The 13770-nt window shown below is 61.7% G+C and carries 15 protein-coding genes; 6 read left to right on the top strand and 9 right to left on the bottom strand.

What is annotated here, in order from left to right:
- Window positions 1-14: 14 nt before the first annotated feature.
- Window positions 15-725: a glutathione binding-like protein gene (locus RlegSU303_RS02525; RefSeq protein WP_094086650.1), complete on the bottom strand. Its 711-nt coding sequence runs from the start codon at window positions 723-725 to the stop codon at window positions 15-17.
- Window positions 726-942: 217 nt separating this feature from the next.
- On the opposite strand from RlegSU303_RS02525, the gene RlegSU303_RS02520 reads away from it, so the two are divergent.
- Window positions 943-1380: a DoxX family protein gene (locus RlegSU303_RS02520; protein WP_011650625.1), complete on the top strand. Its 438-nt coding sequence runs from the start codon at window positions 943-945 to the stop codon at window positions 1378-1380.
- A gap of 79 nt (window positions 1381-1459) precedes the next feature.
- Here the strand turns inward: RlegSU303_RS02520 and hisG are convergent, their stop codons facing one another.
- The 3 genes from hisG to hisS form a co-directional block, all read right to left on the bottom strand.
- Window positions 1460-2155, bottom strand: a complete 696-nt coding sequence (hisG, locus tag RlegSU303_RS02515; protein WP_094086651.1) for an ATP phosphoribosyltransferase — start codon at window positions 2153-2155, stop codon at window positions 1460-1462.
- Entirely contained in the window at window positions 2152-3273 is a 1122-nt protein-coding gene (locus RlegSU303_RS02510) for an ATP phosphoribosyltransferase regulatory subunit (RefSeq protein ID WP_094086652.1), read from the bottom strand. Before RlegSU303_RS02510 ends, hisG begins: the two co-directional genes overlap by 4 nt.
- Window positions 3274-3453: 180 nt before the next feature.
- Window positions 3454-5025: a histidine--tRNA ligase gene (gene hisS / locus RlegSU303_RS02505; protein WP_094086653.1), complete on the bottom strand. Its 1572-nt coding sequence runs from the start codon at window positions 5023-5025 to the stop codon at window positions 3454-3456.
- Between the two features lie 130 nt (window positions 5026-5155).
- Here hisS and RlegSU303_RS02500 point away from each other — a divergent pair, with 130 nt between their 5' ends.
- Window positions 5156-5917, top strand: a complete 762-nt coding sequence (locus tag RlegSU303_RS02500; RefSeq protein WP_077976631.1) for a hypothetical protein — start codon at window positions 5156-5158, stop codon at window positions 5915-5917.
- A gap of 158 nt (window positions 5918-6075) precedes the next feature.
- Here RlegSU303_RS02500 and RlegSU303_RS02495 read toward each other — a convergent pair whose 3' ends face one another.
- Entirely contained in the window at window positions 6076-7125 is a 1050-nt protein-coding gene (locus RlegSU303_RS02495) for an aldo/keto reductase (protein ID WP_094086654.1), read from the bottom strand.
- A 237-nt stretch (window positions 7126-7362) separates the two neighbouring features.
- Between RlegSU303_RS02495 and RlegSU303_RS02490 the strand changes: the two genes are divergently transcribed.
- On the top strand, window positions 7363-8067 hold the full coding sequence (locus RlegSU303_RS02490) for an HAD family hydrolase (protein WP_094086655.1): 705 nt from the start codon (window positions 7363-7365) through the stop codon (window positions 8065-8067).
- A 19-nt stretch (window positions 8068-8086) separates the two neighbouring features.
- Here RlegSU303_RS02490 and RlegSU303_RS02485 read toward each other — a convergent pair whose 3' ends face one another.
- Window positions 8087-8593: a hypothetical protein gene (locus RlegSU303_RS02485; protein WP_017959138.1), complete on the bottom strand. Its 507-nt coding sequence runs from the start codon at window positions 8591-8593 to the stop codon at window positions 8087-8089.
- A complete protein-coding gene (locus RlegSU303_RS02480) occupies window positions 8590-9219 on the bottom strand; it encodes a DNA-3-methyladenine glycosylase I (RefSeq protein WP_094086656.1) in 630 nt (209 codons plus the stop codon). The genes RlegSU303_RS02485 and RlegSU303_RS02480 overlap by 4 nt, the downstream gene beginning before the upstream one ends.
- 249 nt (window positions 9220-9468) lie before the next feature.
- On the opposite strand from RlegSU303_RS02480, the gene RlegSU303_RS02475 reads away from it, so the two are divergent.
- From RlegSU303_RS02475 to RlegSU303_RS02465, 3 genes are all read left to right on the top strand, one after another.
- Window positions 9469-10218: a L,D-transpeptidase gene (locus RlegSU303_RS02475; protein WP_094086657.1), complete on the top strand. Its 750-nt coding sequence runs from the start codon at window positions 9469-9471 to the stop codon at window positions 10216-10218.
- Window positions 10219-10353: 135 nt separating this feature from the next.
- Window positions 10354-11046, top strand: a complete 693-nt coding sequence (locus tag RlegSU303_RS02470; RefSeq protein WP_017959135.1) for a L,D-transpeptidase — start codon at window positions 10354-10356, stop codon at window positions 11044-11046.
- A gap of 119 nt (window positions 11047-11165) precedes the next feature.
- Entirely contained in the window at window positions 11166-11840 is a 675-nt protein-coding gene (locus RlegSU303_RS02465; RefSeq protein WP_017959134.1) for an outer membrane protein, read from the top strand.
- A gap of 18 nt (window positions 11841-11858) precedes the next feature.
- Here RlegSU303_RS02465 and RlegSU303_RS02460 read toward each other — a convergent pair whose 3' ends face one another.
- Both RlegSU303_RS02460 and glcF read right to left on the bottom strand, forming a co-directional pair.
- Window positions 11859-12299 carry a hypothetical protein gene (locus RlegSU303_RS02460; RefSeq protein WP_017959133.1) on the bottom strand — a complete coding sequence of 147 codons (441 nt, stop codon included), beginning with the start codon at window positions 12297-12299 and terminating at the stop codon, window positions 11859-11861.
- Window positions 12300-12364: 65 nt separating this feature from the next.
- Window positions 12365-13675, bottom strand: a complete 1311-nt coding sequence (gene glcF, locus RlegSU303_RS02455) for a glycolate oxidase subunit GlcF (protein WP_231283417.1) — start codon at window positions 13673-13675, stop codon at window positions 12365-12367.
- Between the last annotated feature and the right edge of the window lie 95 nt (window positions 13676-13770).

The following is a 13770-nucleotide window of genomic DNA, read 5'->3' as shown; positions in this document are numbered from 1 at the left end:
CCAGCTATCTTTCGTTACTCCGGCTTGACCGGTATGTTTAGACCCCTGGCACTTGCCGGACGAGCGATGCAGCGCTCCAGCCAATCCGAGACGGCGGGGAATTTCGCGTATTCGAGAACCTCGCGGCCGCCATAGAAGATATCGGCACCGCGAACCCAGGTGAAGGTGGTGATGTCGGCGATGGTGTACTGGTCGCCCATGATCCACTGACGGCCCTTCAACCGGTCTTCAAGCACCCCGAGCAGGCGCTTGGATTCATCGCGATAACGCTCCACCGGGTAGGAATTGTTGACGACCTTGTCGGCGGCAAATTTGTAGAAATGACCGAACTGGCCGAACATCGGGCCGATGCCCGCCATCTGGAAAAACACCCATTGGATGGTTTCATATCGGCCGGCAGCATCGGCAGGGATGAGCTTGCCAGTTTTTTCCGCGAGATAAAGCAGAATGGCGCCGGATTCGAAAAGGCCGATCGGCTTCCCATCCGGCCCGTTCGGATCAATGATCGCCGGAATGCGGCCGTTTGGGTTGAGAGATTCGAATTCCGGCGACTTCTGCTCGTTGGCGGCGAAGGAAATATAATGCGGCTCGTAGGCAAGGCCGAGCTCCTCGAGGGCGACTGAGACCTTCACCCCATTCGGCGTCTGCAGGGAATAGAGCTGGATGATGTCGGGATTTTTCGCCGGCCAGCGCGTCGTGATCGGAAATGCGGAAAGATCTGCCATCGGATTCTCCATGTTGGGCGCTGACCATAAAAGACCGGGCTTGGCAAAGGCAAGCGGGGAGACCGCAAGGTAGATCGTTCCATATTAGTGAACGAAGTGTCCCCTTTCGTTTATCTTTCCACAACAAGAGAAAAGAGCGACATAGAGGCATCCGAGGTCGAACCGGTGCCGGGGCGGCACCGTGATCTCCAAAGTCCTTGAAACGGAGACAACGTCCATGTCGAACAACGTCATCATCCTGATTGCCCGTATCCTGCTTTCCTTCATGTTCATCTTCGCCGGCTTCGGCAAGGTAACCGATCCGGCCTCGACCGCAGGCATGATCGCCGGCGCCGGTCTTCCGGCGTCCACCGCGCTCGCCTATCTCGCCGGCCTCTTCGAACTCGCAACCGGCATTGCCGTGCTCGTCGGCTTCCAGGTCCGCATCGTCGGCTGGCTGCTCGCCGTCTTCTGTGTCTTCACCGGCCTTGTCTTCCATCTTGCACCGGTCAATGTTCCGGATTTCCCGGCCGCCGCCAACGGCTGGATCAACGGCCTGAACTTCGTCAATCTCATGAAGAACATCACGCTCGCCGGCGCCTATATCATGCTCGCCACCAATGGCGCAGGCGCCTACTCGCTCGACGCCCGCCGCGGCGCCTACGCAGCTGCGTAACACCAGCAGACATCCTCCCAGACATAGCGAACCCGCCGTCATCCGACGGCGGGTTTTCTTTTGGTCTTTATGACTGAGATCAGAGGGCGGCGCGCACTGCCTCTATGATCGCCTGCACGACAGGCTCGCCGGCGTGGCTTTCCTTGCGGGCGCGCACCAGGCAGGCCTGCGAATGCAGGATGACACCGTCCTGGAGCACCTTCAGATGGTTGGCGCGCAGCGTCGAGCCGGTGGAGGTGATATCGACGATGATATCGGCCGAGCCGGCCGCGGGAGCGCCCTCGGTGGCGCCCAGGCTTTCGACGATGCGATAAAGCTGGATGCCGTGCTGGCTCGAAAAGAACTGCTGGGTCAGCCGCCAGTATTTGGTGGCGATGGCAAGGCGCCTGGAGTGGCGGGCGCGAAAATCGGCGGCGACATCGACGAGATCGGCCATGGTGTCGACATCGAGCCAGATCTCCGGCACGGCGACGACGACATCGGCGTGGCCGAAGCCGAGGCGGGCGCAGAATTCGACGCGCTTGTCGACCTCGGCAAAACCCTCCCGCATCAGATCCTCGCCGGTGACGCCGAAATCGACGGTGCCGTTGCCGATTTCACGGGAGATTTCGGAGGCCGAGAGGAAGGCGATTTCCACATCGTCCCAGCCTTCGACGCGGCCGCGATAGGAGCGATCGTTGCCGACCGCAGAAATCGTCATACCGGCACGTTCGAAGATCGCCGAAGCGTCTTCCTTCATCCGGCCCTTGGAGGGAAGCGCGATGGTGATGGTCATACGGCTGCCCTTTCGGTTTCGATGCGGTCGAGCCAGAAAGAGAAGCCGACGGCCGGGATGCGGTCCGTCGCACCGAGGAAGGTCAGGAGCCGGTCGAAGCGACCGCCGCCGGCCAGAACCGCGGTCGAACCTTCGACCGTCACCTCGAAGACGAGGCCGGTGTAATAGTCGAGCGGCCGTCCGAAGGCGGCACGATAGTCGAGGCAGGAAAGATCGACGCCGGCATTGGAAAGTGCTGCGACGCGGCCGTTGAAGCGCGAGAGCGCGTTGCCGAGTTTGAGGCCGGCAGCATCGGCGAAACCGGCAAGGGCCGCGGACGCATTGACGAGCGGCACGTCGAGCGACAGGAACTCTTCCAGCACATGGAAGGCGGCATCGTCGAGGCGCGTTTCGGACAGGATGAGCTTTTCCTTGAGCCGTCGGGCGATCTCCAGGGCCGAGCGGCCGGCATTCGTCGAATAGCCGGTCTTCTGCATCTCGCGCTCGAGATGGGCGACCAGCGCCTGCTCGTCGCCCGATGCGACAAGCCTGGCGATATCGTCGTCCAGCCCGGTGACGAATTGCGGGCTGACAAGGCTGGCGAGCAACGCCTCCAACTGCGTCATATTGCCGAAGGCATGGATCAGGCGCTTCTGCCAGCCGAGCGGCAGGCCGAGCGCCTGGACGACCGCCTCGAACACCGCCTGGTCGCCTAATGTCACGGCTAAGCGCCGGCCCGGTAGCAGGCGGGCGAGAATGCCGGTGGCATCGCCGATAGCGCGGGCGTCCGCGCTTGACAGGTTGATATCGCCCAGGTCCTCGATGCCGGCCTGATAGAATTCGTTGGCGCCGTCGCGGCGCTGGCGGAAAACCTCGCCGAGATAGGCGTAACGCTTCGGCGTGCCGGTCGCCGTCTCGATGTGGCGCAGACAGACGGGAATGGTGAATTCGGGACGTAGGCAGAGGCTGGCGCCGGTTTCGCTCTCCGTCATGAAGATGCGGCGGCGCAGATCTTCGCCGGCAATATCAAGGAAAGGTTCGGCCGGCTGAATGACAGGCGTATCGATGCGCTCGGCGTTGCGCTCGATGAATTCGGCAATGAGGTCGTTGGCGAATTCGGGGAGATTGATCAGGGGCATTGGCTTGACTTCCCTCTTCTCCCCAGCGGGGAGAAGATGCCCGACAGGGCAGATGAGGGGGATGAGGAGTGTAAACGACGAATGTCCTGAGCGGCGAGCGAAGGACAGCTTCTGCCGTGATGCCCCCTCATCCGACCCTTCGGGCCACCTTCTCCCCGAGGGGAGAAGGGGAGATTCCTCTCAAGCGTTCTCATCAGTGTCACCGACTTGGGCGGGATCATATGGAAGTGCGAAGCCGTAGGCCGCCCGTTTCCGATCCTCGGCCTGCGCAGCAAGGATCTCCTTCACGTTGGCGACGAGGTCGGCTTCCGGCGCCGTTTCCTGCGCTACGCGCGCTTCGCGCCAGCTGGCATTGTCCTCGATCTCGCCGGAGAGCCGCTTGCCTTCGATCAGATCCTTGATCTGCACCACGCCTTCGGCGCGCTCGTCGCCGCCCTGGATGATGGCGACGGGGCAGCCGCGGCGATCGGCATATTTCAGCTGATTGCCGAACTTCTTCCAGTTGCCCTGGAACATCTCGGCGCGGATGCCGGCGGCGCGCAGTTCCTGCGTCATCTTTTGATAACGGCCCATCGCCTCGACATCGCCGTCCATGACGGTCACCAGCACCGGCTCGATGACTTCGCTGGCGCCGAGCTTGCCGAGGTTTTTCAGCGCCGTCATCAGCCGGGAGACGCCGATCGAAAAGCCGGTCGCCGGCACCGGCTGGCCCATGAAGCGGGAGACGAGGCCGTCATAACGGCCGCCGCCGCCGACCGAACCGAAGACGACTTTCTCGCCCTTTTCATTGGTGACGTCGAAGGTCAGTTCGGCCTCATAGACCGGGCCTGTATAATATTCGAGGCCGCGAACGACGGAGGGGTCGATCTTGATGCGGTCAGGGCCATAGCCGGCGCTGGTAACCAGCGCACCGATGAAATTCAGCTCCTCGACGCCTTCGCCACCCCTGGCGGTTCCCGCAACCAGCTCGGCGAGGCGTTGAGCGCTTTCGGCATAGTCCTTGATGCCGACGAAGAACAGCACCTTGTCGATCTGCTCCTGATCGAGACCGGCGCCCTTGGTGAAGTCGCCGGATTCATCCTTGCGGCCGGGACCGAGCAGCAAGGCCACGCCCTCCGGGCCGAACTTGTCGAGCTTGTCGATGGCGCGCAGCACGTTGAGCCGCTGGCCGGCCATGTCGTCGCCGCCGAGACCGATCGCTTCGAGCACGCCATCCAGAACCTTGCGGTTATTGACGCGGATGAGGTAATCGCCGCGCTTGATGCCGAGGGCTTCCAGCGTATCGGCCATCATCATGCACATTTCGGCATCGGCCTGGACGCCGGGCGCACCGACGGTATCGGCATCGAACTGCATGAACTGGCGGAAGCGGCCGGGGCCCGGCTTCTCGTTGCGGAAGACGTAGCCGGCGCGATAGGTGCGATAGGGCAGCTGGATCTCGTTGAAATTCTCGGCGACGTGACGGGCGAGCGGCGCCGTCAGGTCGTAACGCAGCGACATCCATTGCTCGTCATCGTCCTGCAACGAGAACACGCCTTCGTTCGGCCGGTCGCTGTCGGGCAGGAACTTACCGAGCGCATCGGTATATTCGAACAGCGGCGTTTCGAGCGGATCGAAACCATAATGCTCATAGACTTCCCGGATCTTTGCCGTCATCTCGTTGACGGCGCGGATATCACCGGCCGTGCGGTCGACGAAGCCGCGCGGCAGGCGGGCCTTGAGCTTTTGCGGTTTCTTCTGCTTGTCGTTCATTTCCGGGAATTCCACTGACTGTGACAGTGGCGGTTTCCTAGCGGATTGGGCGGGGAGCGGCAAGGGCGAAGGCCCTTGATCTCAAGACCGGAATCGATTGAACGAAGAGGCGTCCACCAGAAATGCGGATATGCTTATGATCACTGAGGCGCTTCTCTATGCCGCGACCTTGCCGCTGACCGGCAAGCCGTGTCGAAAGTTCATCCGCTATTCCGTCAATCTCTGGTCGCGGGCCGGGCGCTGTGCGGCGGATTGGGCCGAACATGAGGAGATGAGCCGGAAGGCGATCCTGGCAGCAGCGGCCGACCTCAGGCAGAAGCGGACCGCCGTCGTCCTCGGCTCCGGCCTGTTGCGCGACGTGCCGATCGAAGTGCTGGCGCGGGATTTCGACACCGTCGTCCTGGTCGATCTCGTTCATCTCGCCTCGGTGCGCCTGTGGCTGTCGGCCAAATTCTATCGCAACGTCCGGCTGATCGAGCGCGATCTCTCCGGCTATGATGAACTTGCCGCCGGCCGCGAGCCCGAACCGCTCGGCTTCCTGCGCGGCGTGCCCTATCTCGACTTCGTGGTTTCCGCCAACCTCTTGTCGCAGATCGGTCGCGGCGTGAAACGGCGCCATGAGGCCGAGGCCGGGCGAATGCCTGAAGACACGGTGGAAAGGCTGATCACGGCACATCTGACCGGACTTGCGGGGCTTCCCTGCCGCAACTGCCTAGTAACCGACATCGCCTATGCCGTCATCGACCGCAACGGCAAGACGCATGAAGAGGCCGACCTGCTGCACGGCGTTTTGCCGCCGCCGGCAAAAGCGGCCTGGACATGGCCGGTCGTGCCGCTCGGCGAAGAAAGCAACGATTATAGGATCGAGCACAAGGTCATTGCCGGCTGGTGATCCGGATATGACCGCCGGCAGTATTTGGTTGCAGCCGACATTCACAGCGAACCGAGATCGCCGAGATGAACGCCTGGCTCAAGGCGCACGGCAAGTAGCCGATCGTTGATGAAAAGGGGAACGCCGGATGTCCGGCGTTCCCCAAGACTTATGAGATCTCAGTCCTTCGGCTCGAAATCGGCTGGACGACGGCCGGCGCCCTGTCGCGCCAGCATCCAGCCCGGATATTCGGGCGCAAGCGCGCTTACCTCGTCGAGCTTCTTGATATCGTCTTCATCGAGCTTCAGCTTGACGGCGGCAAGGTTCTGGTCGAGTTGGTCGACACGCTTGGCGCCGATGATGACTGTCGTGACGAAAGGCTTGGCGAGGATATAGGCGAGCGCCACGGTGGCGACGCTGACGCCGTGTTTTTCGGCGACTTCGCGCATGACGGCGACGCAGGCCCAAGCCTTGTCCTTGTCGACGGGCGGGAAATCGAAACTGGCGCGGCGGCCTTCACCATTGCCGGGCGCGCCGGGACCGTACTTGCCGGAGAGCAGACCGCCGGCGAGCGGCGACCAGACCATCAGGCCAAGCTTTTCCTCCTGCATCATCGGCACGATGTCGCGTTCGAGGTCGCGGCCGGCGATGGAGTAATAGGCCTGCACGGTTTCGAAACGGGAAAAGCTCCGGCGTTCGGAGAGGCCCAACGCCTTGGAAATGCGCCAGGCCTGCCAGTTGGAGACGCCGATATAGCGCACGAGACCGCGGGAAACGAGATCGTCGAAGGCGCGCAGCGTCTCCTCGATCGGCGTCACCGTATCGGTCCCGTGGATCTGATAGAGGTCGATATGATCGGTCTGCAGGCGCTTGAGGCTCGCCTCGACCGAATCCATGATGTGGCCGCGCGAGGCGCCGCGGTCGTTCGGCTTGTCGCCCATGACGCCGTAGACCTTGGTGGCAATGACGACGTCCTTGCGTGGCACGTCGAGGTTCCTCAGCGCCTGGCCGAGCAACCTTTCGGACTCGCCAAATGAATAGACGTCGGCCGTGTCGATGAAATTGACGCCGGATGCAAGCGAGCGCTCGACGATCCGGTCGGCGGCATTCTGGTCGACGTCGGCGATGGCGCCCCAGGTGCTGCCTTGCTTGGCTTCGCCGAAGGTCATCGTGCCAAGGCAGATTTCCGAGACGAAAAGTCCCGTATTTCCGAGTTGATTGTAACGCATGGTGAAAAAATTCCTTTGTGTCTGGCGCAAGAGGGCTTGCGAACTCAAGAACTTCATTTTTTGATTATTGGCCTGCGCGCGACAGGCACAGCCGTGGCTGGCTGCTGAGTGAGGCCGTTTCGATGTAGTGCGACGACGGCGCTTTTCAACGCTAAGCCTTGTCGCATCGGAAGTTGACGCCCTTGTCTCGACACAGGCGGCCGGTAGATTGCCGGCCATATTTCAAGAGGTGCGCATGTGACGACGCGAGCACTGACGACGATCGGCTTCGATGCCGACGACACACTTTGGCAAAACGAACAATATTACCGACTGACGGAAGCCCATTTTACCGAGCTTCTTGCGGACTTCGCCGAAGGCCCGAAGATTTCCGAGCGGCTGCTGGAGGCCGAAAAACGCAACCTTCGCCACTATGGCTTTGGCATCAAGGGCTTTACGCTGTCCATGATCGAAACGGCGATCGAGATTACCGAGGGTAAGGTGCCGGCCAGCGTGATCGCCAAGATCCTCGATACCGGCCGCGACCTCCTCAACCATCCGGTCGAGACCCTGCCGCATGCGCGCGACACGCTGGAAGCGCTTGCCGGCAAATATCTGCTTGTCATGATCACCAAGGGGGATCTCTTCGATCAGGAGCGCAAGCTTGCCCAATCCGGGCTCGGTGACTTCTTCGATGCCATCGAGATCGTCTCCGACAAGACGGCGGTCACCTATCGCCGCATCTTCGCCAAGGTCGGCGACGGGCCGGAACGGGCGATGATGGTCGGCAATTCGCTGAAATCGGATATCGTGCCGGCAATCGCCGCCGGCAGCTACGGCGTCTTCGTGCCGCACGAACTGACCTGGGTGCTGGAACATGTGGACGAGCCGAAAGAGGCGCCGCGTTTCCGCAAGATCGGCCACCTCGGCGAATTGCGCGACCTGATCGACCGGCTCGGCTAAGCTGGGCGCTACCTCTGCCTCATTGCGGCTTCGGCGGGGCCTTCGGGAACAGCGAGGGGCGCTCCGGCTCGGCCGGCGGTTTCGGCTGCTGCGGGGCAGCCGCCAGCGGCTCGATCAGGATGCTGAAGGGAGCGCCGAGACCGCGGCGCGGCGAGACCTTGGAATAATAGGGACGCAGCAGCCAGGTGGCGTTTTCCTTGATCGTCGTCTCGAAGCTCATGCCGTCCTCGTCGGTGCCGAAGAAGGCCTCGTCATCGGGCTTCGACAGGTCGAAAATCGCCAGGAAGGCAAATTTGCTCTTGGTGGAAAAACTGATCTTCAGGTGCTGGCCGGCGCGCACCGGCAGCGTATAGACATGGCCATTGCCGAACTTCGTCCAGCCCTTCAACTGCATGGTGACGGCCGGGAATTGCAGCTTCTCCAGCTTCTCGCCAGGATCGAGCTGCGGCGTCTGCGCCATGGCGGAGACGGTCAGGAGGAAAAGGGCAGCAGCGGCGATCAGTGTTCTCACGGAATGATCTTTCATGGGCGAACCAGGGCGGTGCGCATCGCTTCGACCTCGGGCCGGCAGAAGCAGCCTTCCAGATGATCGTTGACGAGACCCATCGCCTGCATGAAAGCATAAACTGTGGTCGGGCCGACAAAGGTCCAGCCGCGTTTCTTCAGATCCTTCGAAATGACCACCGATGTCGGCGTCGTCGGATTGGCGATGATATGCTCGCGGTCGACCACCGCCGGCCGCTCGTTATGGCCGGGTTCGTAGCGCCAGAAATAATGGGCGAGCGAGCCGAATTCGTCCTTGAGCTCGATTGCGCGTTTGGCATTGTTGATGGTCGAGACGATCTTGCCGCGATGGCGGATGATGCCCGCATCGGCAAGACAGCGAGCGACATCCCCTTCGCCGAAGAGGGAGACCTTTTCGAAATCGAAACCCGAAAAGGCGGCGCGGAAATTCTCGCGTTTGCGCAGAATCGTCAGCCAGGAAAGACCGGACTGAAAGCCTTCGAGGCAGATCTTCTCGAAGAGGCGGGTATCATCGGTGACGGGGCGGCCCCATTCCTCGTCATGATACCGGAGATAATCGGGCAGGTTGGCGTGCCAGTGGCAGCGGCTCCTGCCGTCTTCGCCGATGATGATGCCAGTCGCGCTCATGATCCTTCATTCTGCGGGGATCCGCTTCGTTCTCTGCTCATGATTCCGGCTTTACCATTTGCAAACCGTCTTTCCAAACCGAACGGTAACCCTGACGAAAAGTTTATCCGGTGGGTCGGCTTTTCATGAATCGATCTTTACCATTCGCTGGCGGATAGGGTGGCAGCGTCATTCCCGGGCGGAACATCTCCGCCCGGGCGGACATGTCCCGCCAGCCGCATTTTCGGTCATTTGTAGAGAGTTCGTCCGATGATGAAACAGCTTGTTCTTGCCGCAGCCCTCTTCGGCATTTTCTCCACGGCCGCCATTGCAGACGACCGCTACGCAACCCGCCCGCCCGTCGTGCTCAGCCCGGATCTGACCGCGCCCTGGATCAACCAGCTGGGCGGCGGCAGGGTTCGTCCCGTCGTCTATCAGCGGCCGGTCGTCCGCCAGCAGCAGCGCGGTCTTTTCCAGCGCCGCGTGCTGCGCCAGGCGCCGCAGGCGGCACCACAGACCGTTTCGGCGATCAATCCCGGCATCCCGTCGATCCGCCGTCCGATCGAACCGCAATACCTGCCGCAGATGGTCGATTACGACACCACGGAAAAACCCGGCACGATCGTCATCGATACCAACAACCGCTTCCTTTATCTGGTCATGCAAGGCGGCAAGGCGCGGCGCTACGGCGTCGGCGTCGGCAAGCCGGGCTTCGAATGGGCCGGCGCCCACAAGATCACCCGCAAGACCGAATGGCCGGACTGGACGCCGCCTTCCGAGATGGTCCGCCGCGAAGCCGCCAAGGGCCATTATCTGCCGGCGCGCATGGATGGCGGGGCGGAAAACCCGCTCGGTGCGCGCGCCATGTATCTCGGCTCGACGCTTTACCGCATCCACGGCACCAACGCGCCCTGGTCGATCGGCAGCGCCGTTTCCTCCGGCTGCATCCGCCTGCGCAACGAAGACGTCGTCGACCTCTACGACCGCGTCAACGTCGGCACCCGCGTCATCGTCATGTAACGGCACACCTAATATTCAGGGAGCCGTAAGAACAAGCGGCTCCCTTCTCTAAAAATGCTTTATCCGGCCACACCGATCTTGAATCGGGCAGAAGTTCATGTAGCTTCGAGCGGATTTGCTTGAGGGGAATCGATCATGATCAAACTAATGTCGGGTCTGGCTGCTGCCGGACTTGTCCTGTCCTTGATGTCCACATCCGCCTTTGCTGCACCCGCCGGCTCCGCGTCCGACAATGCACGGCGCCCGGCGCAGATCGTGCGCGTGGCGCAGATGCCGAAATATGTGAAGCCGCAGTTCAAGCGCAAGAAAGTGCGGCTGGTGACGACGGAGGCCGCCGGCACCGTCATCATCGATACCAACAACAAGTATCTCTACCTCGTCGAAGGCAACAATCGCGCCACCCGCTACGGCATCGGAGTCGGCCGCGACGGCTTCGGCTGGTCGGGGGTCGTCAAGATCGGCCGCAAGGCCGAATGGCCGAGCTGGACGCCGCCGGCCGAGATGCGCCGCCGCGAAGCCGCCAAGGGACATATTATTCCCGCTTTCCAGGAGGGCGGCGAGGACAATCCGCTCGGCGCCCGCGCCATGTATCTCTACCAGGGCGGCCGCGACACGATCTTTCGCATCCACGGCACCAACCAGCCTTGGACGATCGGCCTCAACATGTCTTCCGGCTGCATCCGCATGATGAACGCCGACGTCATGCATCTTTACGATCGCGCCTCCGTCGGCACCAAGGTGATCGTCATTGGCCCCGGCAACAGGCAGGGCAAGGTGGCGTTCGAGGACAGGGGCATCGACGTGCTGCGCACGATGTTCGGCGGCTGAGCAACACTTACAAAAAAACGAAAGGCGCAATTTGACGCGCCTTTTGTTTTGCTTAGACTTTGCGGCAAAAAGCTGGCACACGTGCCTAAGAGTCGACATATTTATATCGGGGCTATTCAATGACATCTGCGCTGCGTTCCTCCGCTTCCCTGTTTGCGGGCATCGCGTTTTTTACCATCTGTTCGGCAGTTTCCGCCTCGGCGGAAGACCTGCAATTCTCCATTTACGGCGGCTACCAGACCGCACCGCATAGCGGTGTCGACGTTTCGGACGGCACGAGTTTCACCGCCGGCTGGGAAGGCAAGTCCTTCGGCAGCCCGCCTTATTACGGCGCCCGCGTCACCTGGTGGCTCGAGGACTTCAACAAGCCGAACTGGGGCATCTCGCTCGATTTTACCCATGACAAGGTCTATGCCGACGACGACACGCTCGCCAAGGCCGGCTGGTCGCATTTCGAATTCACCGACGGCCTGAACCTGCTCACCGTGAACGGTCTCTACCGCTTCCAGGATCCGGCCCGCCGCTGGACGCCCTATCTCGGCGCCGGCATCGGCGTGAACATTCCGCATGTCGAAGTGATTCGCCCCGAGGGCAAGACCTGGGCTTATGAATTCGGCGGCGTGACGCTGCAGGCCCAGGCCGGCGTCGACTTCAAGGTGACTGAGCGCTGGTCCACCTTCGTCGAATACAAGGGCACCTATTCGCGCGTCGACGTTCCGATCGACAGCGGCGACCGGCTGAAGACCAACATCTTCACCAATGCCGTCAATGTCGGCGTATCATTCCATTGGTGATAAATTTCAGCTGCGGTGCTATTTCGTGCCGCAGCTGACCTTGCCCTCGACGGCATAGGGTTTTTCACCGCCTTCGATCGTCAGGGAATAGCTGCCGCTGAAATTTGCCGCTGGCTTGCCGCGCTCGCCGGCGACAACCACCAGATCCAGCGTTGCTCCACCGGTGTCATCTTCGCCGCCGTCGAAGACTTCCATGAGCAGTTCGCCGTCACGCGACCAATGGTTGGTCAGGTGCTGCGATTCGAAAACACGTTTTCCGAATACGGCCTCTTGGGCCGGATCCTTGACGATCAGCGCGCCGCGGAAATGGTTGAGCTTGTGGCCGGCAGCGCTTTCGAAACCGCTTTCGACCGTGAAGCGCGCTTCCTTGTCATCGGCAGAACAGAAAAAACGACTGTCAGCATGGGCAGTGCCTGCCGTACCGAGTAGTCCCGCAAATACGATCATTCCACGCCACATTGCCCAACCTCCCGAGACAGCGTCCTTTGCGGCTCTCGAAAAGATGCGCGGCGCTGTAATAGGTCTCAGCCTAACGGCAAACCTGTTAATTTTTCCGGCACAGCGCCGCCATAGGCCCAATCGAGAAGCTCGACCGTATGCAGGATCGGCATGCCGGTGCCGGTGGCGATCTGGGTAATGCAGCCGATATTGCCGGTGGCGATGATATCGGCCTTGGTGGCCTCGATGTTCTTGACCTTGCGCGCCTTCAGCGCCGCGGAGATCTCCGGCTGCATGATGTTGTAGGTGCCGGCGGAACCGCAGCAGAGATGGCCTTCCGCCGGATCGCGAACCGTAAAGCCCGCCGCCTTCAGCAATTGCTTCGGCGCAAGCGTGATGCGCTGGCCGTGCTGCATGGAACAAGCGGAATGATAGGCGACCGTGATGCTCTTCGGCATCTGCGCCGGCAGGTCGATGGTTGCGAGATATTCGGTGACGTCCTTGGCCAGCGCCGAGACTCTGGCCGCCTTTGCGGCATAGGCGGGATCGAGGCGCAGCATATGGCCGTAGTCCTTGATCGTCGTGCCGCAGCCCGAAGCGGTGATGATGATCGCGTCGAGGCCCTGCCCGTCGATCTCGCGCATCCAGATATCGACATTGGCACGCGCACTTTCGAGCGCCTGTTCGGCGCGGCCCATGTGATGGACCAGTGAGCCGCAGCAGACCTCGCCTTCCGGCATCACGACCTCGACGCCGAACCGCGTCAGCAGGCGGATCGCTGCCGCGTTGATGCCAGGATCGAGCACCGGCTGAGCACAGCCGGAAAGGATCGCCACCCGGCCGCGCCGTTTGGTCTCGGGGCGATACGTGCCTGGCTTTGCGAAGTCCGAAGCGGTCGGGATCCGCCGCGGCGCAAGCGCCAGCATGGCGGCAAAGGGTTTCAGCGCGCCACCGCGCATCAGGCCGGCGAAGGGCCGGCCGAGACGGGCGAGTTTGAGCGCCAGACGGAAACGGCCGGGATAGGGCAGCACGGCGGCAAGGATGGCGCGCGTCAGCCGGTTCATGAACGGGCGTTTATAGGTCTTTTCGATATGGGCGCGGGCGTGATCGACCAGATGCATGTAATCGACGCCGGAGGGACAGGTAGTGACGCAGGCAAGGCAGGAGAGACAGCGGTCAATATGGGTGACGACCTCGGCATCGGCGGGCCGGCCGTTTTCCAGCATATCCTTGATCAGGTAGATGCGGCCGCGCGGGCTATCGAGCTCATTGCCGAGCGTCACATAGGTGGGACAGGTGGCGGTGCAGAATCCGCAATGAACACATTTGCGCAGAATCTGCTCGGATTCGGCGACATCAGGGTCGAGAAGCTGGGTCGGGGTGAAGTTGGTTTGCATCACGTGGTCTCCCGCCGGGTTTCGTGACGTCGGAGCGATGCGATAGCCACTTGCTCCCTCTTCTCCCCCGCGGGGAGAAGTGCCGAGCAAAGCGA

It is taken from the genome of Rhizobium sp. SU303, from assembly GCF_021052345.1.
Lineage (GTDB): Bacteria > Pseudomonadota > Alphaproteobacteria > Rhizobiales > Rhizobiaceae > Rhizobium > Rhizobium laguerreae.
The sequence above is the reverse complement of the archived record's forward strand: the minus strand, read 5'-3'. Positions and strand labels throughout refer to the sequence as shown.